Source organism: Bernardetia sp. Wsw4-3y2 (assembly GCF_037126295.1).
In the GTDB taxonomy this organism is placed as follows: Bacteria; Bacteroidota; Bacteroidia; order Cytophagales; family Bernardetiaceae; genus Bernardetia.
In genome coordinates this window covers 1,751,394-1,777,452 of the sequence record NZ_CP147017.1, presented here as the reverse complement: position 1 = coordinate 1,777,452, position 26,059 = coordinate 1,751,394, and the positions used below count along the sequence as shown (strand labels likewise).

Annotated in this window: 23 protein-coding genes; 10 read left to right on the top strand and 13 right to left on the bottom strand. The window is 32.1% G+C overall.

Features of this window, described 5'->3' with window-relative positions:
• Positions 1 to 106: 106 nt before the first annotated feature.
• Complete coding sequence (locus V9L05_RS07035; RefSeq protein WP_338814933.1) at positions 107 to 1,225, bottom strand: glycosyltransferase; 1,119 nt, start codon at positions 1,223 to 1,225, stop codon at positions 107 to 109.
• A 182-nt stretch (positions 1,226 to 1,407) separates the two neighbouring features.
• Between V9L05_RS07035 and V9L05_RS07030 the strand changes: the two genes are divergently transcribed.
• From V9L05_RS07030 to V9L05_RS07005, 6 genes are all read left to right on the top strand, one after another.
• Complete coding sequence (locus V9L05_RS07030) at positions 1,408 to 2,457, top strand: NAD-dependent epimerase/dehydratase family protein (RefSeq protein ID WP_338814932.1); 1,050 nt, start codon at positions 1,408 to 1,410, stop codon at positions 2,455 to 2,457.
• 89 nt (positions 2,458 to 2,546) lie between these two features.
• Positions 2,547 to 3,119, top strand: coding sequence for a hypothetical protein (locus tag V9L05_RS07025; protein WP_338814931.1), 573 nt, complete (start codon positions 2,547 to 2,549; stop codon positions 3,117 to 3,119).
• Positions 3,120 to 3,407: 288 nt separating this feature from the next.
• Positions 3,408 to 5,786 carry a TonB-dependent receptor gene (locus tag V9L05_RS07020; RefSeq protein WP_338814930.1) on the top strand — a complete coding sequence of 793 codons (2,379 nt, stop codon included), beginning with the start codon at positions 3,408 to 3,410 and terminating at the stop codon, positions 5,784 to 5,786.
• Positions 5,787 to 5,964: 178 nt separating this feature from the next.
• The gene (locus V9L05_RS07015; protein ID WP_338814929.1) at positions 5,965 to 6,891 is read left to right on the top strand and encodes an ABC transporter substrate-binding protein; all 927 of its coding nucleotides are present in this window, start codon (positions 5,965 to 5,967) and stop codon (positions 6,889 to 6,891) included.
• On the top strand, positions 6,878 to 7,936 hold the full coding sequence (locus V9L05_RS07010; protein ID WP_338814928.1) for an iron ABC transporter permease: 1,059 nt from the start codon (positions 6,878 to 6,880) through the stop codon (positions 7,934 to 7,936). Before V9L05_RS07015 ends, V9L05_RS07010 begins: the two co-directional genes overlap by 14 nt.
• 47 nt (positions 7,937 to 7,983) lie before the next feature.
• Positions 7,984 to 8,820 carry an ATP-binding cassette domain-containing protein gene (locus V9L05_RS07005; RefSeq protein WP_338793908.1) on the top strand — a complete coding sequence of 279 codons (837 nt, stop codon included), beginning with the start codon at positions 7,984 to 7,986 and terminating at the stop codon, positions 8,818 to 8,820.
• A 17-nt stretch (positions 8,821 to 8,837) separates the two neighbouring features.
• On the opposite strand, the gene V9L05_RS07000 is transcribed toward V9L05_RS07005, so the two are convergent.
• Together V9L05_RS07000 and V9L05_RS06995 are read right to left on the bottom strand one after the other, a co-directional pair.
• Complete coding sequence (locus V9L05_RS07000) at positions 8,838 to 9,368, bottom strand: N-acetyltransferase (protein ID WP_338814927.1); 531 nt, start codon at positions 9,366 to 9,368, stop codon at positions 8,838 to 8,840.
• Positions 9,369 to 9,679: 311 nt separating this feature from the next.
• Positions 9,680 to 10,531 carry a hypothetical protein gene (locus V9L05_RS06995; protein WP_338814926.1) on the bottom strand — a complete coding sequence of 284 codons (852 nt, stop codon included), beginning with the start codon at positions 10,529 to 10,531 and terminating at the stop codon, positions 9,680 to 9,682.
• 300 nt (positions 10,532 to 10,831) lie between these two features.
• Between V9L05_RS06995 and V9L05_RS06990 the strand changes: the two genes are divergently transcribed.
• Complete coding sequence (locus V9L05_RS06990; protein WP_338814925.1) at positions 10,832 to 13,471, top strand: AAA family ATPase; 2,640 nt, start codon at positions 10,832 to 10,834, stop codon at positions 13,469 to 13,471.
• Positions 13,472 to 13,653: 182 nt separating this feature from the next.
• On the opposite strand, the gene V9L05_RS06985 is transcribed toward V9L05_RS06990, so the two are convergent.
• Positions 13,654 to 14,598: a DMT family transporter gene (locus V9L05_RS06985; protein ID WP_338814924.1), complete on the bottom strand. Its 945-nt coding sequence runs from the start codon at positions 14,596 to 14,598 to the stop codon at positions 13,654 to 13,656.
• A 102-nt stretch (positions 14,599 to 14,700) separates the two neighbouring features.
• On the bottom strand, positions 14,701 to 15,264 hold the full coding sequence (locus V9L05_RS06980; protein WP_338814923.1) for a hypothetical protein: 564 nt from the start codon (positions 15,262 to 15,264) through the stop codon (positions 14,701 to 14,703).
• A 208-nt stretch (positions 15,265 to 15,472) separates the two neighbouring features.
• On the opposite strand from V9L05_RS06980, the gene V9L05_RS06975 reads away from it, so the two are divergent.
• Complete coding sequence (locus V9L05_RS06975; RefSeq protein WP_338814922.1) at positions 15,473 to 16,360, top strand: RluA family pseudouridine synthase; 888 nt, start codon at positions 15,473 to 15,475, stop codon at positions 16,358 to 16,360.
• Positions 16,361 to 16,556: 196 nt separating this feature from the next.
• Positions 16,557 to 18,647: a M13 family metallopeptidase gene (locus V9L05_RS06970; protein WP_338814921.1), complete on the top strand. Its 2,091-nt coding sequence runs from the start codon at positions 16,557 to 16,559 to the stop codon at positions 18,645 to 18,647.
• A gap of 548 nt (positions 18,648 to 19,195) precedes the next feature.
• Here the strand turns inward: V9L05_RS06970 and bioD are convergent.
• The 8 genes from bioD to V9L05_RS06930 all read right to left on the bottom strand — a co-directional run bounded on the left by bioD (position 19,196) and on the right by V9L05_RS06930 (position 24,362).
• On the bottom strand, positions 19,196 to 19,834 hold the full coding sequence (bioD, locus tag V9L05_RS06965) for a dethiobiotin synthase (RefSeq protein WP_338814920.1): 639 nt from the start codon (positions 19,832 to 19,834) through the stop codon (positions 19,196 to 19,198).
• Positions 19,835 to 19,851: 17 nt separating this feature from the next.
• The gene (locus V9L05_RS06960) at positions 19,852 to 20,361 is read right to left on the bottom strand and encodes a hypothetical protein (RefSeq protein ID WP_338814919.1); all 510 of its coding nucleotides are present in this window, start codon (positions 20,359 to 20,361) and stop codon (positions 19,852 to 19,854) included.
• A gap of 68 nt (positions 20,362 to 20,429) precedes the next feature.
• Positions 20,430 to 21,467 (bottom strand): saccharopine dehydrogenase NADP-binding domain-containing protein, encoded by a 1,038-nt coding sequence (locus tag V9L05_RS06955; RefSeq protein WP_338814918.1) that lies wholly within the window; start codon positions 21,465 to 21,467, stop codon positions 20,430 to 20,432.
• 12 nt (positions 21,468 to 21,479) lie between these two features.
• Positions 21,480 to 21,902: an SRPBCC domain-containing protein gene (locus V9L05_RS06950; RefSeq protein WP_338814917.1), complete on the bottom strand. Its 423-nt coding sequence runs from the start codon at positions 21,900 to 21,902 to the stop codon at positions 21,480 to 21,482.
• 21 nt (positions 21,903 to 21,923) lie between these two features.
• Complete coding sequence (locus tag V9L05_RS06945) at positions 21,924 to 22,286, bottom strand: hypothetical protein (protein ID WP_338814916.1); 363 nt, start codon at positions 22,284 to 22,286, stop codon at positions 21,924 to 21,926.
• 36 nt (positions 22,287 to 22,322) lie between these two features.
• On the bottom strand, positions 22,323 to 22,772 hold the full coding sequence (locus tag V9L05_RS06940) for a DUF2147 domain-containing protein (protein WP_338814915.1): 450 nt from the start codon (positions 22,770 to 22,772) through the stop codon (positions 22,323 to 22,325).
• Positions 22,773 to 22,810: 38 nt separating this feature from the next.
• Positions 22,811 to 23,626 (bottom strand): SDR family oxidoreductase, encoded by an 816-nt coding sequence (locus tag V9L05_RS06935; protein ID WP_338814914.1) that lies wholly within the window; start codon positions 23,624 to 23,626, stop codon positions 22,811 to 22,813.
• A gap of 160 nt (positions 23,627 to 23,786) precedes the next feature.
• The gene (locus V9L05_RS06930; RefSeq protein WP_338814913.1) at positions 23,787 to 24,362 is read right to left on the bottom strand and encodes a TetR/AcrR family transcriptional regulator; all 576 of its coding nucleotides are present in this window, start codon (positions 24,360 to 24,362) and stop codon (positions 23,787 to 23,789) included.
• A 298-nt stretch (positions 24,363 to 24,660) separates the two neighbouring features.
• Here V9L05_RS06930 and glyA point away from each other — a divergent pair, with 298 nt between their 5' ends.
• Positions 24,661 to 25,950, top strand: a complete 1,290-nt coding sequence (gene glyA, locus V9L05_RS06925) for a serine hydroxymethyltransferase (protein WP_338814912.1) — start codon at positions 24,661 to 24,663, stop codon at positions 25,948 to 25,950.
• Positions 25,951 to 26,059 lie beyond the last annotated feature (109 nt).

Sequence of the window (26,059 nt, the reverse complement as noted above, 5' to 3'; positions counted from 1 at the left end):
GAGTATTCTTTTTATAGGGTAAGTGAACGTCAATATACTATATTTTATTTGATAATAATAGTTTTTTATCGAATAAAACACTAAAAACCAATCACTTATATTTTCATTATGCATTTATATTTTTGCATAAAAATTGAGCTGCTCGGTCTGCCCCATCAGCCTGAAGAAATATAGACATACTTTGAGACATCTTTTTTTTCTTATCAAATAAAAGTTGTAATTCTTTCATTAAATGAGTTTTAATTTGGTTTTCTTCCAAAAATAAGGCTGCCTTTGCATCAAAAGCTCTTTTTGCTCTTCCATATTGGTCGTCATATCCCCTTGCTTTTGGAATAAAAATAGTTGGAATTCTACAAGAAAGAAGTTCATTGAATGTATTATATCCTGTTGCAGAAATGGCAAAATCTAAAGCAGGCATTAATTCTATAAGTGGAAAATGAGAAAATGAAATAGTAGAAGCAGGAAGTTTTAAGAAAATTTCTTTCAGTTCATTTGTAGAATTTAAAGGAGGTTTGGGAACAAGTAATCGTATCTTTTTTTGTCTTAGTAAAGAAGAAGAATTTAAAATCAAATCAAAAATTTGTTTGTAGTTTTCTGTTGTAGTGGTGTCTCCTCCTCCTCCTAGATTGACTAAAAGTAAATTTTCATCTGCTGCCACTCCCAAGTTTTTTCTAATTTCTTCTCTTGATTGTAATTCTGATTTTTCTCGTATCAAAATTTCGTTACTCCAAAACAAACTATCTTTCTTATTGGCTGGAATAGGAATTTTTGTAATTCCTTGACTATGTGGTGCAATTATATAATCATAAAAACTCTGTGTTTCGATTTTATTTCTGTCCATATTCATTTGTTCTCTATGAATAAAGAATTTTTTCCATTTTAGAGGAAGTCCCAAAACAGAAAGCAAATCGTTCATCGAACCCAAAGGAAAAGTATCTACTACCAAAGCCACAGGACGGTAGGTATTTACAATCGAAGTTAGAATTTCAGAATAAGAAATAGCTAAATCTCGTTTAAAAAGTTTAGAGTCTCTAGCAATTGTTTTACTAGGTACTTTGTAGTAGGCAAAACCCTCTTGATACAACAAATGCGAACCTTCCGAAGCTGTAAAAAATAGTGGTACAAGCGAAGAATCTTGTTTTTTGAGCTGACGAGCAATAGCCAAACAGCGAGTAAGGTGTCCTAATCCCAAGCCATTTACAGTATAAAAAAGTACGTATTTCATAAGTAGAGTTTTGTTTTTCCGAAACTACTAAAAAAGTATACAATTCAAAAATTCCTTTTCTAAAAATGGTGTTTTTAATTTTCGTATTTTTGTAAATTATTAATTGATTAAAAATCAAATCATTTTTTCTAAATTTGAAATTCATTAATCACTAATAATTTATCACTAACCACTATATAAAGATGAATTATTTTATCACAGGTGCAACAGGTTTTTTGGGAAGTTATTTGGTAGAAGAATTGATAACTACAAGTAATCAAAATCAGCAAACCATCAAAATAATTGCTTTAAAACGAGCAAGTAGCCAAATTCCTATAAAACTACAAAATTATCCTTCTTCAATTTTGGAATGGGTAGAAGGTGACTTGTTGGATGTTGTCTTTTTGGATAAAATCACAAAAGGAGTTGAAAGAATAATTCATGGTGCAGCTATTGTTTCCTTTGACCCAAAAGACAAAAAAGAAATGCACCAAACCAATGTAGAGGGAACAGAAAATATAGTAAATGCAGCTCTAGCCAATAATGTAAAGGTATTCTGTCAGATAAGTTCAATTGCTGCGCTTGGTCAGCCATTGGCATCACAGCAAAATAAAAACATAAAAATAAATGCTAATGATAAAATAAATGAACTTACCTTCATAGATGAAAAAGCACGTTGGACACCCGAATATACAGGTTTTAGTGCATATTCTTTTACCAAAAATTTAGCAGAACTAGAAGTTTGGAGAGGACAAGCAGAAGGGCTTGATGTAGTTGTTGTTAATCCCTCTTTTGTGTTGGGCTACGATGAAAATGGTAGAAGTAGTACTGTTTTGATTGATTATATAAAAAGCGAAAAACCATACTATGGAAGTGGCTTTAGTAATTTTGTAGATGTGCGTGATGTTGCAAAAATGACAGTTTCACTTTTAGAAAATTCAGAGTTGTATAATGAACGTTATATTTTGAATGGTGGAACGGTAGCTTATTCGGAACTAATGCCAAAAATTGCTATTGCACTAAACAAAAAGCCTCCTCACAAGCCCATTCCAAATTGGATAAATAAATATGGTTGGAGATTGATTAAAGTATGGAGTTTTATTAGTGGAAAATCACCTATTATTACAAAGGATTCTTTAGAATCGGCAAGCCGAACTACTACTTATTCTAGTCAAAAAATAAAAGACAAGTTAGATACAGATTTTAGAAGTTTAGAGGATACAATAAGGTGGATTGCAGAGAAATACAAATAATATTTTTGATTTTATTAAAATTTTAGTTGTAATTCTTATTTTTTTTCTAAATTTGCTTGTAATTCAAAATTCTACCTGTTATATCTGTAGTGAAAAAAATAATTACCCTTTTGCTACTTTCTCTGTTTTCTTTCCATATTTTGGGTGTTTATGTTTCTTTCCAAGTAAGGGAACACTATATCAAAAAAGATATTAAGAGACGCATCAAAAAAGGCGTTCCAGAAGAAGAGTTAGCACACATTATTTATAAACCTTCCATTAAGAATCAGTTTGATTGGACAACTAAAGCTGAATTCCGTTATGGAGGAACTATGTACGATATTGTAAGAACAGAATTTGTAAACGACTCTACACAAATTTTTCATTGTGTAAATGACAGCCAAGAAACTATCCTTTTTAAAGATTTAGAAAAACGATTAGAGGAAGAATTAGCACTACATTTATCTTCTAAAAATGAAAAAAAAACTCCTACATCTGCCAAAACGCTATACAAAACACTAGCTAAATATGTGTCAGATACTCAATTTACTATTTTAAATGCTGATTGGATAGCCATTTCTTTAAAAGAAGAAAATACCACCTTGGGCTATTATTTCAACTTTTATCATTCACTTCATTTAGATATTCATAGCCCACCTCCTAGGCACGTTTTATTTTCTTAAATTTTTGGATAAACGACTTACTTAGTCTGTCGTTGGTGGAGACACCAACAACGGCGAAGATAAGTCTATAAGTTGAAGGCTTTTGTTTGTGCTTTATAATTCTGTCGTTGGTGGGGACATCAACAACAGCGAAGTATAACAAAAACAATCAAGTTCTATTTTATCCTCCTCATTCAATTTTATAGACAACTCCATTTATATTATCAATAAGCAAAAAACAATTTTCTGCTTAGGTTTTTTGGTGCGTCTAATTTTAAAAAATATTGACCTTATTTTAATTTAAAAAAAATGAAACGTATATATTTATCTTCTATCCTAATTTTTTTAGGACTTGTTTTTTGTGCTACAAATTTATTTGCTCAAACTAAGTTAAAAGGAAAAGTAGTTGATGCAACTACCAAAAATGCTATTTCGGGAGCAAAAATTCAGAAAAATGGAAAAGTTATCTTCATCTCAAATGCAGAAGGCGAGTTTTCTATTGATTGTGAAGCTCAAATAACTCTTTCGGTAGGCTTTCTTGGCTACCAAACTTCTACAATAAACGTAGAGAATTGTGAAGAATTTTTGACTATTTCTTTGGTTGTTGCTACTGAAAATCTAAATGAAGTAGAAGTTGTATCAACAATAAATTCTGATAAAGAGCTTTTAGAAAAACCAGTTGCGCAGGTTCATCTTACTACACGAGAACTAAATCGTGGTTTAGGACTCTATTTAGATGATGCTATCAATGCAAATGTTACTGGAGTTACGATGCAAAAACGTGCTGTTTCTTCTGGGCAGCAGTTTAATATTCGTGGTTATGGAAATGGTGTTGGCTTTAGAGGAGCTTCTAATAATTTTGATGGACAAGGTTATAAAGTCTATTTGAATAATATTCCAATTACTGATGCCGAAGGTGTTACTTTAATGGACGATATTGATTTTGGTTCGATTGGAAATGTTGATGTAATTAAAGGTCCTTCTGGTTCTTTGTATGGTTTAGCGATTGCTGGTGTAGTTAATTTGAAAACTATCCGTCCAGAAAAAAATAAAACTTCTATCGGACAAAGTGCTATGTTGGGAAATTATGGATTGATGCGTTTTACAACAACACTTCAAATAGCTACTGATAAAAATTCACTTTTGGTAAATTATGGACATCAACAATCTGACGGATATATGGATCATAATTCTTCAAAAAAGGATTTTATGAATTTAATTTTTGATACAAAATTGAGCCAAAAGCAAACCATTACAGCTTATTTTGGATACAGCAATAGCCATGATAACAGAGGTGGAGAACTTTCTAAAGAACAATATGAAGCTAAAGATTATAGTGGAAATGCTCGTTATATTAAAAATAACGCTCATTCAGATGTAGTCAGTTTCAGAACAGGAATTAGCCATAAATATGATTTTAAAAACTGGATTTCGAATACGACAACTATTTTTGGAACAGGTTTGACAAGCAATGTAAGTTCGGCTGGTGGTTGGACAGACAAAGACCCAATTAATTATGGTCTTCGTTCTACTTTTGATTTTAAATTTAATTTAACTCAAAACATAAGTCTTACAGGAACAGCAGGAATTGAAACTCAACAACAACTTGCTCAAATTATAGGCTACAGCATGGTAACCAATCCGAAAGATTCATTGGGTTATAATATCATTGGAGGAATTCGTAGTAATCAATATTCAAATTCAAAAACGAGTTCTATTTTTACAGAATGGGTACTTCATTTACCAAGCGATATTTCAATTACGGCAGGTGTGGGAAGTAGCAATTTGAAAATAGATTTAGATAATAGATTATATAATCCAACTAGCGACAAACCTACCCATGTTTCTGCTAATTATGACAATATGGTTTCTCCTAGAATTGCTATCAATAAAGTATTCAATAATTCGGTTTCAGTTTATGCTTCGTATAGCAAAGGCTACAAAGCTCCTGTAAGTGGAAACATTGTACTTTCTACAAGTGGAGAACTCAATACAGGTCTAGTTCCTGAATTTGGAAATCAGTTTGAAATTGGTTCTAAAGGAAGTATTCTGAATGGAAAACTAAACTATCAAGTAGCTATTTTTGAAACTATTTTTGAAAATAAATTTACTTCTATTGCTGTGCCTTTAGACGCTAATACAACGGCTTACACATATATTGCTAATGGTGGAAGTCAGAAAAACAAAGGTGTAGAAGTTTTGGTAAAATATAATGCGTATCAGTCTGAAACAGGCTTTTTGAGTGGAATTAATCCGTATATGAATGTTACTTATTCAGATTTTAAATATGATAATTTCAAATATCAATCTCTTGCAAATGGTGAAGTTGCTGAAGTTGATTTTAGTGGAAAAGCTGTTGTAGGAGTTGCTCCTTGGGTAGCTAATGCAGGTGTAGATTTCAATACAAACTTAGGATTTTATGGAAATGTAGCTTATTCGTATCGTGATGCTATGCCTTTTACTTCAGATGGCGAAAATGTTACAGATGCGTATAGTTTGGTCAATGCTAAAATTGGTTTTAGAAAGACAATTTCTAAGTTTAGTCTTGATATTTATGCAGGTGCAAATAATCTTGGAGGAACTCAATATTATTATATGGTTTTCTTGAATCAATTACCTGATGCTTATTTACCAGCTCCAAAAGGAACACAATCGTTTGGAGGAATTAGCTTAAAATATAATTTCTAAATTAATAGCTTTTATTATGTCCCATAAGGACACAAGCAACGGTAGATTTGTTCATCCTAAAGTAAAATTGAGTTTCTTTTAGAGTAGTTAAAACCGACTATTTAGCTACACCTATAATCTTACCGTTGCTCGTGTTCTTATGAGCGACATAAATAATTTTCAAAAATAACCATTTAAAATGAATAAAATATACTATCTAGTAATTCTAATTTTCATCTCAGTTTCTACGTTTTCCTGTGGAAGATTTGGTAATAAAGAAAAAGAACAAACAGAAAATAAAACGACAGATTCTACAAATGTAGAAGGCAATAAAAATCAAGAACGAATTGTCAGTCTTTCCAAGCAATACAATGAAATTATTTATGCTTTAAATGCAGAAAAAAATATTGTTGCCGTCGATCTTTCAAGTACTTACCCACCAGAAATAAAAAATATACAAACGGTTGGTTATCATCGTGCTTTGAGTGCAGAGGCTATTTTGTCTATGAAACCAACTTTGATTTTGGAGGATAATAATATTGGACCTGAACATGTCGTAACCCAACTCAAAGACTTGCAAATCCCAATGAAACAGTTTGGAAAATATGAACATACCATTGCAGGAACAGATTCTTTGATACGTGAAATGGGAATTTATTTTAATGCTTCTCAAAAAGCAGAAGAATTATGCAAAAAATTAGATGAGGACATGGAAAAAGCAAAACAAGAAATTGCTAATTACAAAACTATTCCTAAAGTATTAGTAATTCATTTTGGTAGAGCTTCGAATGTCTATTTGGTAATGACAAAAAAGAGTACGGCAGCCAAAATGATAGAATGGGCAGGGGGAACAATGGCAGTAGAAGACCAAAAAGGAATGAAACAATTTTCTCCTGAAGTAGTCGCACAAGCTGACCCAGATATTATTTTACTGACTGATTTTGGTTATGACAGATTAGGTTCGACTCAAAAAATTTCGGAGTTAGCAGGAATAAGCACCACAAAAGCATTCAAAAATAATCAGATTTATAGAGTCGAAGAACACGACATGGTTTATTTAGGTCCACGAACAGGCGAAAATATCCTTCTTCTTCAAAAATTAATTCATCAAGATGCAAAAAAATAAAAATAAATTTTCTCTTGCTAATTCTAGATTTATCTTTCCGTTTTTGATCATTTTGCTTGTCTTGATGGTGCTTTTTTCGATGCGTTATGGAGCAGTAGAAATAAGCTTAGAAGAAATTTTTTCTTCTATTCAAAAATGGTTTTCTAATACAGAAAACAAAACACTTACCGAACGTATTTTCTTAGAAATTCGCTTGCCAAGAGCCATTTTATGTGTTTTTGTAGGTGCTAGTTTAGCTGTTGGAGGAGTTTTGTTACAGGCTTTATTCAGAAATCCGATTGTCGAACCTGGGTTAATAGGAACTTCTTGTGGAGCAGCATTTGGGGCAGCTTTGTATTTTACTTTAGGTGCAACTTTTAACTTTAAAGATGCTGATTTTGGAGAATATACACTTCCTTTGGCTGCGTGTTTGGGAGCAATGATATCGACAGGACTTGTCTTTTTACTTTCTCATTCCAAACAAACAGGAAAAAGTGCTATTGTTTCCTTACTTCTCACAGGAATTGCCATTAATGCTTTGTTTTTGAGTGGAGTAGGATTTTTGTCTTACATCGCTAGAGATCCACAAGCTCGTTCGATTATTTTTTGGAATTTGGGAACGCTTTCTGGTGCAAATTGGTCTTCTGTTACGATAGTTGGGATAGTTACTTTTGTGTCAATTTTGATTGCTCTGCGTTATGCCAAACAACTCAATGCACTTATGATAGGCGAAGAAGAAGCACAATTTTTAGGGGTTCGTTTGAATAGCTTGAAATGGAAAATTTTATTAATCAATGTTGTTATGGTAGCTGTTGCGACAGCTTTTGTAGGCATTATTAGTTTTGTTGGATTGATTGTTCCTCATTTATTACGCATTTTGAAAGGTTCGGATAATCGTTTTTTGATAAAAAATAGTGCTGTTTTGGGAGCGTTATTGCTTTCTTTGGCTGACCTTCTTTCTCGTTTGATTGTTGCGCCTGCTGAACTTCCTATTGGGATTGTTACCTCATTAGTCGGAGTTCCTGTTTTTATTATTTTGTTACAAAAAAAGAATTATTTGTTTTAACGTAACTGACAGCTTCCAAGCTATTGGCTACTTTTAAATCCTAAAAAATGATTACCCTAAAAAACATAACCTACAAAATAGGACAAAAAACTATTTTAGAAGATATTTCAGTCAATTTCGAACCTTCAAAACTTCATTTAATCATTGGCGCAAATGGCGCAGGAAAATCTACTTTGATAAAACTAATTTGTAATCAAATAAAGGCTACAAAAGTAAATGGAACAGAGGGAACAATTCTTTATGAGAATCAAGAAAGTAAAATCATTTCAATTTCAGAATTTGCACGAAATAGAGCAGTTCTTTCTCAAAATATCGAACTTGCTTTTCCTTTAAAAGTACACGAAGTAGTAATGATGGGACGTTATCCCCATTTTGGGGCAGCAGCAACCCAAAAAGATTACCAAGCCATAGAAGAAGCAATGGATTTTTTTGGCGTAATGGAAATGGCAGAAAGAGAATATTTGACACTGAGTGGAGGAGAAAAACAGCGAGTTCATTTTGCTAGAGTGATGGCACAGATTTGGAATTTTTCTTTTTCGAATACATCTAACTCTACCAAAAATTCAAAGCTAAAAAACAGGTATTTGATTTTGGACGAACCTCTTACTTTTTTGGATGTTCGTTATCAATTTGAGTTTATGCACAAAGTTACAGAGCTTTTAAAACAAAAAGATTTGGTAGTTATTGGTGTAGTGCATGATTTGAATCTAGCTGCAAAATTTGCTGACCAAATTGTCTTACTTTCCGACTCAAAAATCTTAGCAGCAGGAACTAAAGAAGAAGTTTTGACAAAAGAAAATATCAAAAAAGCTTATTCTTTAGAGCCTGTCATTCATACCGATTTCCGAAACGATAAAAATGAAATGTATTTGTTTTTTGAATAGAAATACTTCAAAATCAATTACAATCCAAATTCTTTTGGATACTCTATAACTCCACTTATATTTTTTAATGCTCCTTTTGTAAGCTCAATCGCCATACAATTTTCCTTTGGCACATCAAAAGGTAACTCAATATCAAATGTATGTGCTTGTTTATAGCCAAACTTTGGATAATAGTTTTTGTGTCCCAGCAAAATAATCGAATCAAAACCTAACTCTTTTGCTTTTTTATGAGCTTCTTTGATAAGTTGTGTGCCTACTCCTTTTCCTTGAAATTTCGGTAATACAGAAACAGGTGCAAGAGCAAGAGAATCATACGTATTTCCTTGATTTTTTATCTTAATTTTTGTCATAAGAATATGCCCAATGATTTGATTTTCAAACCTAGCAATCAAAGATAATTGAGGAATAAAAGCATCAGATTTTCTCAACCTTTCTACCAAAAAATGCTCTTGTTGGTCGCTATATTCTTTATCTTGAAAGGCTTCTTTTATAATTTCAAAAACAAATGCTTCATCTGATTTTTTTTCTTGTTGTACGTCAATATTCATTTTCAAACTATAATATTTAGAGATTTTTTAATTTACTTTTATCCATTTATGTGCTGTTGTGAATTCTATCAAACCTTCTGGTTTTGTGAAAATCACCCCCTTCATAGGATAAATCTGGTATTGCCAATCAACTATAGCATTTTTATTTTTTATAAGAAAACCCTGTTATAATTGAAGTTGTTTAAGAGTAGAAAAAATCCGTGTTTTGTGACACACAAATAAAGCATTCATTTTAAACAACTTCATTGAGAAAATAGAAGATTGACATAATTTGAGCTTGTAAAATTTATAATAGTGAATTGTATTAAAGTTTAAACTGGCAAAGCCTCTTCTTTGATTTTCATGTCATGCAAAAATGTACTTCCGTCAGAATGATAAGATTGTTGGGCTGCAAAATCAGTAATAAAATGATTTGCTTTTGCTTGAAAAATGCTTGAAGGAGTTTGTTCATTAAACTCAGCAAAATTACCACTTCCTATCTTTTCAGAAATAATTTTATTGTTATAATCAATCCCCTTTGGTGTGAGTTTGTGCCAAGTAACCTGTACATGAATAACTTCTTCACGTCCAAAATAATATCCACGAATAAGCTCAATTCCTGTAATAAGATAACCTTCTTGATAAATTTCAGTCGGACTTCCACCATCGCCTCCAAAATGTTTACCCATTCTTTTAGACTTAAATAATTTATCCTCTGTACCTATTTCACTAAAAATGGGTGTAAAACCATCAATAATATCTCCACTACGAACCACAAAACCAGTCAGAGCTAAAAAATTATCTTGTTCAATCGGATTTCCTTCCCCTTTTTCTTTATCCAATAACTGACTTTTTGCACTTTTCATTTCTGTTACACCAATTTTGTCTGTTTGCACAATACTTGGAGCATTAAATTGAGGTAAGAGGTCTAATTCTTTAGATGCAAGAATTTCGTTTACTCCTGCTTTTATTTTTTTATCGTCAATAAGGTTTACTTTTATCAAAAACTCTAATGATTTGGCTCTTATCTTGGGGTCTGCTGATTCTAGAGCCTTTTGAATAAGAGCAGATTGTGTGTTTTTTTTTGCTAATTGTGTAGCCCAATATCCACTAATTATATTTCCAACAACAGTTCCTAAGATTGCTAAAAGTCCTGTAATGAGTAAAGGAGTAATTTGTTCCATAAGTTTTGTAGTAAGTTTTGATATTTACTTTTAAATATAAGAAATTTGACTGTTTATTCTAAATATTTTATACTTTAAATACATTGTCTTTTATCTACTTGATTACACAACAAAATTTTATTTACTCTGTATTAATTGTCCTTAATTATATTTTTCGTATTTTAATTGTTCAAATGTTTTTTTATAACTAAACGAAAACTATTTTCTTCAAAATTTCGTTTTGAAAAACCTGTCTCAGCTTATTTTTTTTAAAAATTTCGTTACCTATTTTTCCTCTATTTTACCCTACATTTTCAAATGATGTTTCGCAATAAAAAAAGTGAAGAAAAACTTTATAAATTTAAAGACCTAAAAATCTATTCTTCTCCTGAATGGCTCGCTAATGGAATGCGAAAATACAGAACTGTTTTTGAGAGCATCGAAACGAGTTATTTGTATGTAGAGCTTTCTTTTTATAATAAATTATTTGATGTAGAAGAGTGGGAAGCTGCTATTTTACTCAAATGCTACCGTTTGAGCAGTCGAAAAGAGCGAGAAATCGTTTGTGAAATAAATGTAAATCAGGTTATTTCACCTCAAAATAATATAGTGAACATTAGAGAAGGTTGGGGAAATGATGAAGTAGGAACATTTTGGACACGAGGAGATTATGTTTGGGAAGCCTATATAGATGGTGAAATTTTTGGTACGAAACCTTTTTATATAGAAAGTGGAGGTCCTGTCACAACTCAAAACAATCCCTATTTTGAGATGCAAACTATAAAACTCTATGAAGGAACACAAGATGGAGTAGATGAAGAAAATAGAGTGTATCATAAACAATTTTCAGCCACTGAGGCTAGATATATTTGGGTAGAATTTAATTTTGAAAATCTGCAAGAAGATGACTTTTATTGTGAACTAACTTTTAATATATACAACGAAACTCGCCAATTAAAAGGGCAGACCATAGAAATAAAAAAGGTAGAACAAGATGAAGATTTTGTAGAAATAATTTCGGGTTATGGCTCTGATGTAAAAGGTTCATGGATTCGTGGACATTATACATTAGAAGTTATCTTTATGGACAGACTTATTGCAATTGTTCCATTTGAGGTGGGCAAAAAATTTGTAATTGGAAATACGGTTATCTATCCTCCCTCGTCGTTTTTGACAGGAAGAGCCTATTCGAATCCTGCAAAAGAAAATGAGGAGGATGAAGAAGAAACCTATGAACAAGTAGTAGAAAGATTAAATAATTTAATTGGACTCAAAGACCTCAAAAAAAGAATTCATGATTATACCTCTTATCTTCAATTTACTCAAATACGTCAAGATAAAGGACTTAAAGAAGATAAAAATCTAAATTTACATTTAGTTTTTAAAGGAAATCCAGGAACTGGAAAAACTACAATAGCTCAAATGATGGGAAAAATTTATCATCATTTAGGATTGCTTTCAACAGGAGAATTACACGAAGTAGGAAGAGCTGAACTTATTGGGCAATATATTGGACAAACTGCCCCAAAAGTAAAAGAAATAATTGACAGAGCAAGAGGAGGAGTTTTGTTTATTGATGAAGCCTATTCGTTGGTTCGTTCAGGAGAAGATAGCAAAGATTACGGACAAGAAGTAATTGAAATTTTGGTAAAAGAAATTTCGGACGGAAAAGGTGATATTGCTATTGTTTTGGCAGGGTATACACAACCTATGGAAACACTTTTAGAATCAAACCCAGGATTGAAATCTCGTTTCCCTGTTCAGTTTGAATTTCCAGATTATACTCCTCATGAACTTTTAGAAATTGCACAACTGACAGAAAAAGAAAGTGATTTGCAGTTTACACCCGAAGCTCTTCATATTTTGAGTAAAAAAATTACAGAAGAATATCGCAAAAGAGATACTACTTTTGGAAATGCTCGTTTTGTCAAAACTACAATTAGAGAAGCAAAAATGAATTTGGGAGTCAGGATTATGAAAATCGAAAATCCTAAAGAACTTTCAAAAACCGAACTTTCAACCGTTCATGTGGCTGATGTGGCGCATCTTACAGCAGGAAAAACAGTTACTCCTCTTTTGCTTTCTATTGATGAGGAAGAATTGCAGCGTTCGATGGCAGAACTTCATGCTTTAGTTGGACTTTCAGAAGTCAAAAAACGTATCAACGAACTTATTGCTTTGGTTCGTTTTTATCAACAAACAGGACGCAATGTATTGAATCAGTTTTCACTGCACATGCTTTTCAAAGGAAATCCTGGGACTGGAAAAACTACCGTAGCTCGTATTTTAGCTACAATTTATAGAGCCTTAGGAATCTTGGAACGTGGACATTTGGTAGAATGCGACCGTCAGAGTCTTGTTGCTGGTTTTGTAGGACAAACAGCCATCAAAACACAAGAAAAAATCAATAGTGCCATTGGTGGAATTTTGTTTATTGATGAGGCGTATTCTCTTACTTCAGATTCAAAAACTCAAAATGATTTTGGAAAAGAAGCCTTAGAAACCATTTTGAAACAAATGGAAGACAAACGAGGCGAATTTATTGTCATTGCAGCAGGTTATACTCAAAATATGGAGCAATTTGTAGAAATGAACCCTGGTTTGAAATCTCGTTTTGATAGAACCATTATTTTTAAAGATTTAACAACAGAAGAACTTTTAGAAGTAGCAGATGGATATTTTGAGAAAGAAAAATTGACTTTGACAGCAGAAACAAAAGAATATCTACAAAATCAAGTGACAGTTCTTCATGCACAGAGAGATAAATATTTTGGAAATGCACGTACTATCCGAACTATTGCTGGGGAAGCTGTCAGACAACAACATTTGCGTATGGCATCGCTTCCTGAAGCTGAAAGAACTGAACAGATAATGCAAACTTTAGAAAAAATTGATTTAGAAAAAGTCAATTTCAATTATGAAGAATTGACAGGAAAACGTAGAATGGGCTTCAAAATGTAATCCTGTCATGATTGATTATGAAGATGATATGTTGGAGTAAAATGTATACCAAAATAAAAGGTATTTCACCCTTTTATATTTACGGATATAGTTTACGAAAAATAAAGTTTTTGGTGCATTTTTCTCACGCTAAAGCGTAAACTACAGGTAAAAGCAATTACTAAAAAGTATTTATTTTGGTATTACCTATCCAAAATTTTATCATCTAATTCTGTTATTTCTTTATTCTTGCTTTTAAAAGTAACATTCAAAATTACTCCCAACAACATAAGACCAATTCCGATAGCAACATAGATATTAAAGACCTCGTGAAAAAATAAAAATCCAAAACCAAGTGCATACACTATGCCTGTATAGCTCACACTTGCAACTTTTGCAGCTTCTTCAACTTGATAGGCTTTTGTCATATATAATTGTGCAATTTGTGTCAAAATTCCTATCAAAAGTAAATATAACCAATCTATTCCCACAGGCATTGTCCATTCATAAAAAATACAATACAAACTAGCGATAGGCAGCGTTACAAGTGGAAAATAAAGAATTACCATAAGAGGATGTTCCGAAGTTTTGAGTTTTCTGATGCAATTATATGCACAACCAGCAAGAAAAGCTGCTGCAATTGCCATCACAAAATAAATTGTATCGACACGCTCATCAAAACCTTTTACCATCGTTACACCAATAAAAGAAATCAAGAAAAATAACCATTGAAGAGGCACTAAACGCTCTCCCAAAATAAGCCACGCAATAATTGCCGTAAAAATTGGAGATAAATAATGTAACGTAATTGCAGAAGCAAGAGGAATATTTTGAATTGTGGTAAAGAATAGAAAAAGAGCCATTCCACCAAAAAGACCACGCAAAAAAAGAATTTTTTTATTTGTGCCTAATCCTTTTACTTTTTGCATTTTGAGTCCAACTACACAAATCACAAAGGAAACAGAAGAACGAAAAAGTATAATTTCCATTGCAGGAATATGAGGCAACATTTTGACTATCAAATTCATGATAGCAAAACAAAAAATAGCAAAAAGCATATATATAATGCCTTTTGAAATGCCAATTTTTGCAAATAAATCATCAATTTTTGAAGTAGAAACGGAAGAGGAAGGAGTAGAATTTTCCAAAGAATATATTTTTTGTAGATTTTCTGTATAAATTATCCACAAAGGTAAGCAAGCCCAAACGAAGTAAAACAAAAGCTAAACTATAAATAACTAAAATTAAGGTTAGCGAATTCCGAGAAAATCTTCGTGAACATTAAAAATCAAAGAAAATTGATGATTTGAGATAAATGGAAATACTCGTTCTTTATTTCGACGAGTAGAAAAATTATAGCCATAATACAACAGCACATCTCCAAAAAACCCCAAACCTATTTTTGGCGTAATAACAAAAGCATTTTTGGAAAAATCCGTTTGATATTTTGCTTCTAGTGCTAGAGCTAGTAACATAGCATTTACTTCTACTCCTGTTTTTATTCCATAGACATTTTTTGATTGACTCTCATTCAATTGAAAATTAGGAATAACTTCTAAAGCTGTATAATAGGAACGACTAAAATAACCTGTACAACCAAAGTTTCGCATCTGAAAAGCTACACCTGCTTCTGAATAAAAGTCTTTTTGTAATCCTGCACCAATACGAATAGAAATGTAATTTAAAGAAGAGTAATTTCTATTTACTACTGCATACGGTCTATGCAAACTATCTTCTTGTGCAAAAACAGAAGATATGGAAAAGAGCCAAGTAAACAAAAGAGCTATTACAATAAAAGTTTTTTGATGATTCATTTTTATAAAAATAAGGTTAGTTTAAAAAAAACGTTTTTGCTTTTTTAGGGCTAATCTACTGTAAGATAAGTATTTTTGCCGTTGTTGGTGTCCTCATCAACAACAATATTCACATATACCATACTCTACATTTACTGCTCATCGTACAGAGACTATAAAATCAAGCTAAAAGTTATTTCTTTACTTACCTTTGTTCTTTTAAAACTTATTGGAAAAAGACATAGTTACAATCTACACTACCGAAAAACATACCGTTCCACAACAACTAAATTCTCCTATTCGTCTTCAAGAATATGGAGTAGGTATTTTTGCACTCATCCCTACCAAGTCAGCTTTCAAAAAAGCTTTGAAAAAAAATTATATTACAGTCAATAGTAAACCTGCCACGACGGCTACTTTCATAACTGGTGGGGAAACAATTGTGTTATCGCTTCCAAAAGAAGAAAAAATAAAAAGAGAATTTATTTTTCCTCTCAAGGTTTTGTTTGAAGATGAATATTTGGCAATCATTCATAAACCTGCTGGTATTTTGGTAAGTGGAAATAGTTTTAAAACGATTGCAAATGCGTTACCTCAAAACTTAAAAAAGAGTAATCTTGATGATGCGACCATTCCACAGCCTGTTCATCGCTTAGATTATGGAACAACAGGAGTTTTGCTTGTTGGAAAAACAGCTAGTAGTATTCGTGCTTTGAACAAACTTTTTGAAGATAAAGAAATTCAAAAAAACTACTATGCTGTTGCGATTGGAAAAATGAAAGAAAAGCAGGGAGTAATAAATACAGAAGTGGATGAAAAAGAATCAAAATCAAACTATCAGATTATAGAATCTGTAATTTCTCCAAGGTTTAAATTTCTGAATTTGGTAAAACTAGAACCCAAAACAGGAAGAAGACATCAACTCAGAATTCATCTTTCAAGTATAGGAAATCCAATTTTGGGAGACAAAGAATATGGAATTGAAAATCTAATTCTGAATGGAAAAGGAATTTATCTACATGCTTATTCCTTGGAATTTATCCATCCCTTTACAAAACAAAAGATTTACATAGAAGGCAAATTGCCTCCAAAATTTCTAAAACTATTTAATTTATAGAGCATAGTTATTCTTAAAAAAAACTAAATTTCTATTGTGTTTCTATAAAAAGATAAAAGGAGTTGCTTTATTTTACTAATAATCTTTAAAACTTCATTGCTATTTTTTGGTGAGTTTCTGAATTATGTATCTTGCTATGATATATAACTTAAACTAGCCATACACACACATTTTATTTTATCCCTATTTCAAATTTATGAGACATTCTATCTACAAAATTGGAGCTGTTACACTTGGTCTGACTATCGGATTAGGTCTAACTTCTTGCAATGAACCTAAGAAATCAACAGCTACCGAAGCAACTGAAGAAGTAGCAATAGATAAAAAACCAACTGATTATTTAGCTATTGATTTGGCTAACTTTGATACAACTGTTCGTCCTCAAGATGACTTTTTTATGTTTGTCAATGGAAACTGGCTGAAAAATAATCCTATTCCTGCTTCTGAAACTCGCTGGACAAGTTTTAGCGAAATATTGGAAAGAAATAGAGAAATTTTGAAGCGTGTTGCTGAAAATGCAGCAAACAATACTTCTGCTTCACCTACTTCTGCTGAAGGACATGTGGCAGCATTCTATAAAAGTGGAATGAACAAAGAAAAACGTGAAGAAATGGGTTTAAAGCCTATGGAAATATACTTAGAAGCAATTAATAAAGCAGCTACTTTAGAAGAGTTTTTGAAAGTTTCGGCAGACCAAAAGTCTGTTGCAGGTGGCTTGTTTAGTATGTATGTAACGGCTGATGAGAAAAATAGCTCTACAAATGCTCTTTATCTTAATCAAGGTGGAACTTCTCTTCCAAAATCATATTATGAAGTTGCAGACCTAAAAGAAAAACTCAATGCTTTTGAAAAGCATGTTGCTAATATGTTTGTTTTGATGGGAGAAAATGAAGAAACGGCAGCAAAAAAAGCGCAACATGTAGTTGCTATCGAAACGGCATTAGCTAAAGTTTCTCGTACACCAGCAGAGCGCAGAGATACAGAAAAGAATTATAATAAAATGACGTTTGCAGAACTTCAAAAACTTTCTCCAAATGTAGATTGGAAAGCGCATTTGTCAGATGTTGGAGTTCAAAATATCGAAAGTGTAGAAAATGTTATTTTAGGCACACCTGAATTCTTTACAGGATTGAGTAAAATTTTGAAGAGTAATTCTTTAGATGCTCTTAAAGATTATCAAAAATATCAACTTGCAAGTAGCTTTTCCAATTTCTTAAATAGTGCTTTTGAGAAAGAAGCATTTGATTTTTACAACAAAACAATGCGTGGACAAAATGAAATGCAAGAGCGTTGGAAACTTGTTTTAAACGTAATCGATAGAAGTGTAGGTCATTCGTTAGGTCAGCTTTATGTAAAAGAAGCATTTAGTCCAAAAGCAAAAGAACGTGCTGAAATAATGATAAAAGACGTTCGTGCAGGTTTTGAAGACCATATTAAAAGTTTAGAGTGGATGGGAGAAGACACAAAGAAACAAGCTCTTACAAAACTTTCTGCCATCACTACAAAAATTGGCTATCCTGACACATGGAAAACTTATGAAGGTCTTGAGCTTTCAGAAGACAATTATGCTCAAAACTTTATGAATGCAAGTAGCTGGTGGCTAAAAGATAATTTAGCAAAAGTAGGTCAGCCTGTAGATAAAGAAGAATGGCACATGACACCTTCAACTGTAAATGCGTATTACAATCCAACAAGCAACGAAATTGTATTTCCTGCAGGAATCCTTCAACCTCCTTTCTTTAGTGAATACGCTGATGATGCTGTGAATTATGGTGGCATTGGTGCAGTTATCGGACACGAAATTTCTCATGGTTTTGACGACCAAGGAAGTCAGTACGATGCAGAAGGAAACATGAACAACTGGTGGACAGACACAGACAAGGAACAATTCAAAGAGCGTACAACTTCACTTATCAATCAATACAGTGAATATACGGTTTTAGAGGACATTAATGTAAAAGGAGATGCTACTCTAGGTGAAAATATTGCTGATTTGGGTGGAATGGCTGTTGCTTATGATGCACTTCAAAAGGCGTGGGCAAGAGATGGAAAGCCAGAAAATGAAAGTGGATTTACACCAGAACAACGTTTCTTTATAAGCTGGGCGCAAATTTGGCGTGTAAATTTCACAGATGATGAACTTCGTAACCGAATTGAAACAGATTATCACTCTCCAGGAATGTTTCGTGCAAATGGTCCTTTGAGTAATTTTGATCCATTCTTTACAGCTTTTGATGTAAAAGAAGGTGACAAAATGCGTAGAGAAAAACAAATCGTTATTTGGTAGAAAATTGTCACATTACTTTCTTAAAATAAGAAAACCGTTTTATTATTTTTTAGATAGTAAAACGGTTTTTTGATGCTTATTTCTTGAAAAATTTAGACAAAACAAAAATCCCTTCTTTATACAAAAAGGGATTTTTCGTCTGTTTCTTTTAAAAGTATAACTGAGTAATTTAAAAGTGAGCAGTTGCAAAAAATATTCATTATTAGCTAATGAAGCAAACTACTGATTACTCTGTTTTAACTTTCTGTTTTTGGTTCTGAAAAAATAAAGTTACTGTTAAAAATTTTTGCTTGTTATGATTTCCTTCTAAAATCTAAACGTACAAATCAGTTACTTTGAGAACCTGTCTTACTTTTATACTTACTTACTTGACTTATATATTTCAATAGGCTTGCCAATGCCAAAAAATAGTTAGAAATAATTTTTTTTACTAAAAAACAGCTTTTACAGCTTATAAAGGCGTATTTTGTTTTCTGCAAAATAAATACATAGAAAACATTTTTTCAAAATAGAAAGGTGGTTTTTTCAGAATAGAAAAAAATACAGATTTACCACCCAATTTGTTGTGCATATTTCTTTACTGTTTCCTTCGAAATTTCCTTTTCTTGTTTAATTCTTAAAAGAACTTTAGAATCTAATTGATGAAGGATATAATTTTCGATAATCTGTTCTGATTCTGGATTAGATTCTCCATTAAAAATAATTCCTTTTAACTTGATATTTCTGTTTTTGATGGCTTCTAAGCTCAAAATGGTATGATTGATACTTCCCAAATAAAGATTACACACCAAAATGAGAGGTAAACTTAATTTTCCTATTATATCAATTACATAATCAGCTTTTCCATTTTGTCCGTAATTAATTGGAACAAATAATCCTCCTGCACCTTCCACAATAAGATTCTTATCCTGACTTTCTTTTGGTAATTCAAAATCTGAGAGATTAATGTTTATATTATCAATATTGGCAGCTGCATGAGGCGACATAGGAGCTGTAAGACAAAAACGTTCTTTCAAAAAAACACTCTCTGTATTCGAAACTAGATTTTTCACTTGGTCTGTATCTTTTGGTAAACCTGCCTGTATAGGTTTCCAATAATGAGCCTTTAGAGCTTCTACCAAAATTGCACTAACGAATGTTTTTCCACTATCTGTTCCGATGGCAGAAATAAAATATTGATGTTGCATAAAATTTCAAATAGGTTTTAATTTTTGTCTAATTGAATAAGATATTCTAAATATTCATGTCCTCTTTTCTCTGCAAAGAAATCCAAACTTAACATTAAAATTGCCTGAATCGCCAAACCCAATCCTAAACCTTTCAAAAGACTTGTTGTAAAAGTCTGAGTAGAAAAAGTGAAATAAAGGATAATTCCTAAAGTAGCCAATGCTATTTCTACATAACGATAAATAACAAAATTTTTCATTACCACTTCCATACGTGGAATTTCCTGTGTTTTGATACTAGAAGGTTCATTTTTGAAGATATTTTCTACTCGTATAATGTCTTTAGGAGAACGAAAAAAAACGGTTGTTCCAACAACTAACTGAATGAGAGCTACAAAAATAAGAGAAATTGCCATTCCATAAAAAAATGGTTTTTTTACTACAAATATAAAATAAATTGAAATGAGCGTAGCGATAATTCCTACGCCTGTAAAAAATAGACTTTCGAAGCGTTCGGCAGTAAAATAATCTTGAATAAAAGAAGTCATTTTTTTAAAATTATGTATTTGTTAGGTGTCGCTGCACTAAAACACCAACAAACACAGGTAGTAACAAATTAATTATTTTTTATTTGAAGAGAAGGAATTTTTTGAAGTAGAGTTGTACTAAAAGCAGTTACAGGAGTTTGAAAACCAAAAGGAAAATCTTTTTTTTCTTGCATTGTTTTGATAATAAAAAGTAAGGCTTGAACTGTAAATAAATAGGCTTCTGAACCTATAATTTCTACTGTTGAAGTTTCTCCTTTTTCATTTTTAGCTTCTACATAAACAATGGTTTTTCCATTTTTGAGTTCTTTTTCTGATGAACCTTCAGGAAGCAAATTTATCAAATTATTCAAAATGAAATTACGTAACCAAAGTAATTTTCCTTTCATCATACTCACAATCGGCGAAGGAAAAGTAGAGTAGGTTTCAATATTTGGAATAGAAGTAGAAATTCCAGCCGTAAACAAATCTGCTCGCCAAGGATTATAAACAGCTTCGTATTTTTTGTTTTGAGAAGTGAAAGTCATTTCTTTAAAAGCTGGTTTTGCCTTTTCTAATTTATTATTTATTCGAATTACACCTTCTTTATTAATGTCTTTCAAAACCGTTTTTAGAGTTCCTCTTGAAACTCCTCCAGTCGTAGAATAAGCAATTTTGAGATGAGTCACATTTGGTAAGTTTTCTTTTGCAAGATTAGCAGCCAAGTCTGTCGGAACAACTCCAAAACCTGCACCTGAAAGTAACAAAATACCTACTTCTTGTGCTTTTTGAGTATAACTATGTACAAGTTGAAACTCAGGAACTTCTCCTGCAATGTCCAAATAATGCGTTTTTGTTTCCAAACAAGCCTCAATCAAAGGACGAGCTGTAGCTGAAAAAGGTCCTGCCAAATTGATAAGAATGGCTATATCTTTTAAATTTTCAATGAGAACAGAAGGTGTATCAAGAGAAAAAACACGACTTTCTAAATCCATTTTTTGAGCAAATTCTGAAATATTATTTCCTCTTCCAGCTAAAATAGGCTTTAATCCAAATTTTAGAGCTTCTTTAGCAAAGAGCTTTCCGACATATCCAGATGCTCCATAAATAAGAATTTTAGTAGTTTTCATAATGTGGAAATTTTATTTTTCTAAAAGTGTTTTTAATGCTTGATTGTGTTCTAAAAAGGCATTTTCCATTTTTTGAAGTAGCTTTTTAGGAATAAAAAAGGATAATAATCCTGTGAAATACTCGCCATGTAAAAGCTCAGTATTTTGATTATCTACTTTTCGCAATTTGTAATAATGCTCTCCAGCAATCAAAAAACTAGCTCCTTGTATGCCTTTCCAAGTGAGTTGATTGTAAGGAACAAAAGCAATTATTTTAGGAGAATAGGTATTACCTAATGGAATAATGTATGTTTTTATGGTTTGTTCTTCTGCTAAATTTCCTTCCAGCTTACCTACTAAAGGATTCCAATTTGGATAGTTTTCTGTATTTACTAAAGCTGTCCAAACTGTTTCTAAAGGCGAGTTTATTGTGATTTTGGTGTGATACTGTTTCATTTTACCAGAATAAGAAAATAATTAGTTACTTTTTTGAGTTCGAAGAGCCAAACCTGTCCAAGTTGCTCCTAACAAATCAGCCGAAGCAATCAAAATCAGCATCTTACTTTGATTCAGAATGAAGACTAAAGCAAGAGTAGCTAAAAAGAAAAAAATACGTCCAATTACAGTAGCTTTGAAAAATGCGTTTTGCTCATTACGAGAAGATTGAAAATAATATATACCTGTCGTAAATGTAAAGACTCCTAACATTCTTATCCAAACTTCGTGGGTAGGCTCAAAGCCAAATAGACCTAACAAAATATTGGGTATTATTATCATTCCCAATCCCATCAAAAAGAGATAAAAACTATATACAAAAATTGATAATGCAGCTTTGCTCATAACTAATGAAAAATTTAAGAATAAGAAATCAAAAAATTATTTCACACGATACCAATATTGTGTTCGTCCCATCAAAGAAAAACCAATGTAACCACGTACTTTGAGTTTGTCATTTGATTCTAATTCTACTTGACAGCTATACGTTTTTCCATTATTTGGGTCTAATATTTCACCATCTTCCCATTCTTTATCAGATTCTTTTTTCAAATCCCAAAGAATTTCCATTCCTAGAATTTTTTGATTTTTGCGTTTACCACTACATTCAGTACAAAGGCTATTTTCATCTCTGCCTTCTTGTAATAACTCTATAAGTTTTCCATGAACTTTTCCATTGACTTCATAGATTTCAATAATCGAACTTGGCTTTTTGGTTTCGTCATCAATAGTTTTCCATTTTCCTAAAATGGTTTGATTTGGACTACTGGAAGTAAAGCTAAATACAAGACAAATAATACTAAAAAGCGATATTTTTGATATAAAATTCATATTACGATGTGTTTTGAATGGATAAATAAAAAAATAATTTAGATTTTATAAGAAGATTTTACAAGCGAATAAAAAGCTGTTTCTGGAAGTAATCTTTTTGCAGGTAAAAGAACATTAGCAGGATAAGCGATGGGATAACGCATTTTATTTGAATTGCTATTAGCAGCCTTAAAGATTGTTTTGGCTACTTCTATTGAATCTGCCCCTTTGTCTCCTGCATCTTGACTTACTTTTTCACATTTTTCGACAAAATTGTCATACGCATCCGTATAATCTGGCGTACTAAAAGCTCGGCTACGACCATAAAAATCGGTCTTTATTGCACCTGGTTCAATAATTTTGAGTTGAATATTAAACTGTGCAACTTCATATTGAAGCGATTCTGTAAACCCTTCAACTGCCCATTTTGTAGCATGGTAAATGCTATACAATGGAAAAGCAACACGTCCACCCACACTAGCAATTTGAATAATTTTACCTCCATTTTGCTCACGCATCAATTTTATAGCCTCACGAGTAACTCGCATTAATCCAAAAACATTGGTATTAAACTGACTTTCAATAAATTCATCGCTCATCGATTCAAAAACTCCGTCTGCACCAAAACCTGCATTATTTACTACGACATCTATTCTACCAAAATCTTTTTTTGCTGAGGCTAAAGCAGTTTCGATAGTTTCATTTTTGGTCACATCTAACTCATAGAGTTTTATGGAAGAGTTTTCTTGTAATTCTGTTTCTCTTGAAGGTGTACGCATTGTTGCTGCTACATTCCATCCTTTTTCGGCAAAATAAAGAGCTGCATCTCTTCCAATTCCTGTTGATGCACCTGTAATTAAAATGGTCTTTTTCATAGTTTTGATGAATTTAAATGAATAAATATTCATTATTTGAACAAAAAATAGTTTATTAAAATGTTGTTGGTGCGACACCAACAATGGCTAGTATCTTTTTGTTGGTGTTGCTATCTAAAACTCCAACAAAGACTGAAATATTGATAAAATATCATTAAAATTAATTTTTAATTGCGTCCCAAGACATTTTAAACATCGCTTCTGTCTGTTTTAGAGAAAGCTCTGTTTTCGTTTCTTGTTGTAAGTTTACGAGTGCTGATATTACACCAATGAGCTGACAAACAAGAAGTTCTAATGGTAAATCTTTGACAAGTTCTTCACTTTTTCCTCTTTCTAAAAGATGATAAATAGGAGAAATAAGCTCTTCAGCATGATTTCTGTATTCCTCTTTTATAAATGGTGAACGATAGTATTGGTCTGTGAAAATGGCATATTCTGGATTTTTGGTGTTTATTTCCATTACTCTAAACCAAAGTTTGCGAAAGTTTGCCATAAAACTGTCATTTTCATTATAATCCAAAAAATATTGCTTCGTTTGTTCTTTTTTTATATGAAGATAAAGCGCACTAATTAACTCCTCTTTATCTTTAAAATAAATGTAGAGTGTTCCTGTGGCTAGTTTTGCTTGCTGTGCTACTTTGTTCATTTTCAACCCAGTAAACCCATTTTCTAAAACTAATTTCAGAGTTGCTTCATAAATTGCCAAAACTTTATTTTCATCTCTTGCTCTTGCCATAATGTTATGTACTTCTTAATTTGTTTGATGATACAAAGATAGGTGAATATTTATTCACTATCAAATATTAGATGAATATTTTTTCATTTATTTTTCTATTTTAGTGCTAAGCTAAAGACTTTTTAGTTCATTGGAATTATTAATACCTTTTGAAAAAGTTTAAAACATTCAAAATTTGATGAGATTAATCTAATTCTATAGAATGAAAAATTAATAATGCCCTAAATTTTCCGTATTTTTGGAAAACCTAATTTTTTGGATTTAATACTCAAATAAACTCAGAATAAAACAGAATATTATGCAACGAGATACTCAAATTTTTGATTTAATAGAGCAAGAACGCCAAAGACAAGAACATGGCATCGAACTAATTGCTTCTGAAAACTTTGTTTCACCACAAGTAATGGAAGCCATGGGAAGCGTTCTGACAAATAAATATGCTGAAGGATTACCTGCAAAAAGATACTATGGTGGTTGTGAAGTAGTTGATAAAGTAGAGCAGTTAGCTATCGATCGTTTGAAAGAACTTTTTGGTGCTGAATGGGCAAACGTACAACCTCACTCTGGCGCACAAGCAAATGCAGCTGTTATGTTAGCTGTTTTGAATGCTGGTGACAAAATTTTAGGCTTTGACCTTTCTCATGGTGGACACCTTACACATGGCTCAACTGTTAATTTTTCTGGAAAGTTATATGAGCCTTCGTTTTATGGAGTAGAAAAAGAAACAGGTCTTATCGATTGGGATAAAGTAGAACAAAAAGCAAAAGAAGTTCAGCCAAAATTATTGATTTGTGGTGCTTCTGCTTATTCTCGTGAGTGGGATTATGCTCGTTTGCGTAAAATTGCTGATAGTGTTGGTGCGCTTTTATTGGCTGATATTGCTCACCCTGCTGGACTTATTGCAGGTGGAATTTTGGCTAATCCATTGCCTCATTGTCATATCGTAACTTCTACTACTCATAAAACTTTGCGTGGAGCAAGAGGTGGAATTATTATGATGGGCAAAGATTTTGAAAACCCATTTGGTATCAAAACGCCAAAAGGAGAATTGAGAATGATGTCTTCTTTGTTAGATTCAGGTGTTTTCCCAGGTACTCAAGGAGGTCCTTTAGAACACGTAATTGCAGCAAAAGCAGTAGCGTTTGGTGAAGCTCTCAAACCAGAGTTTAAAACTTATATCAAGCAAGTTGCAAAAAATGCTCAAGCGATGGCAAAAGCATTTGTAGATAGAGGGTATGAAATTATTTCAGGTGGAACAGACAATCATTTAATGCTTATTGATCTTCGCAATAAAGATATTACTGGTAAAAAAGCTGAGGGTGTTTTGGTAGCAGCTGATATTACACTCAATAAAAATATGGTTCCTTTTGATGACAAATCTCCTTTTGTTACTTCAGGAATTCGTGTCGGAACGGCTGCCATTACTACCCGTGGAATGATGGAAAGTGATATGGAACGAATTGTTGAGTTAATCGATAAAGTTTTAACAAATGCTGATGATGAAAAAGTAATTGCTGATGTTCGTGCAGAAGTAAACAACTGGATGAAAGATTTTCCTTTATATAAAGAATTGGAAATGAGTGTTTAATAGTTGTAAGTGATAAGTTATTAATGATAAATGAATAAGAATTTGATAAATTGAATTTCTAGATTCTGTAATGTAGAAGTTTGATTTATCAAATTTTTAATAGAATTAA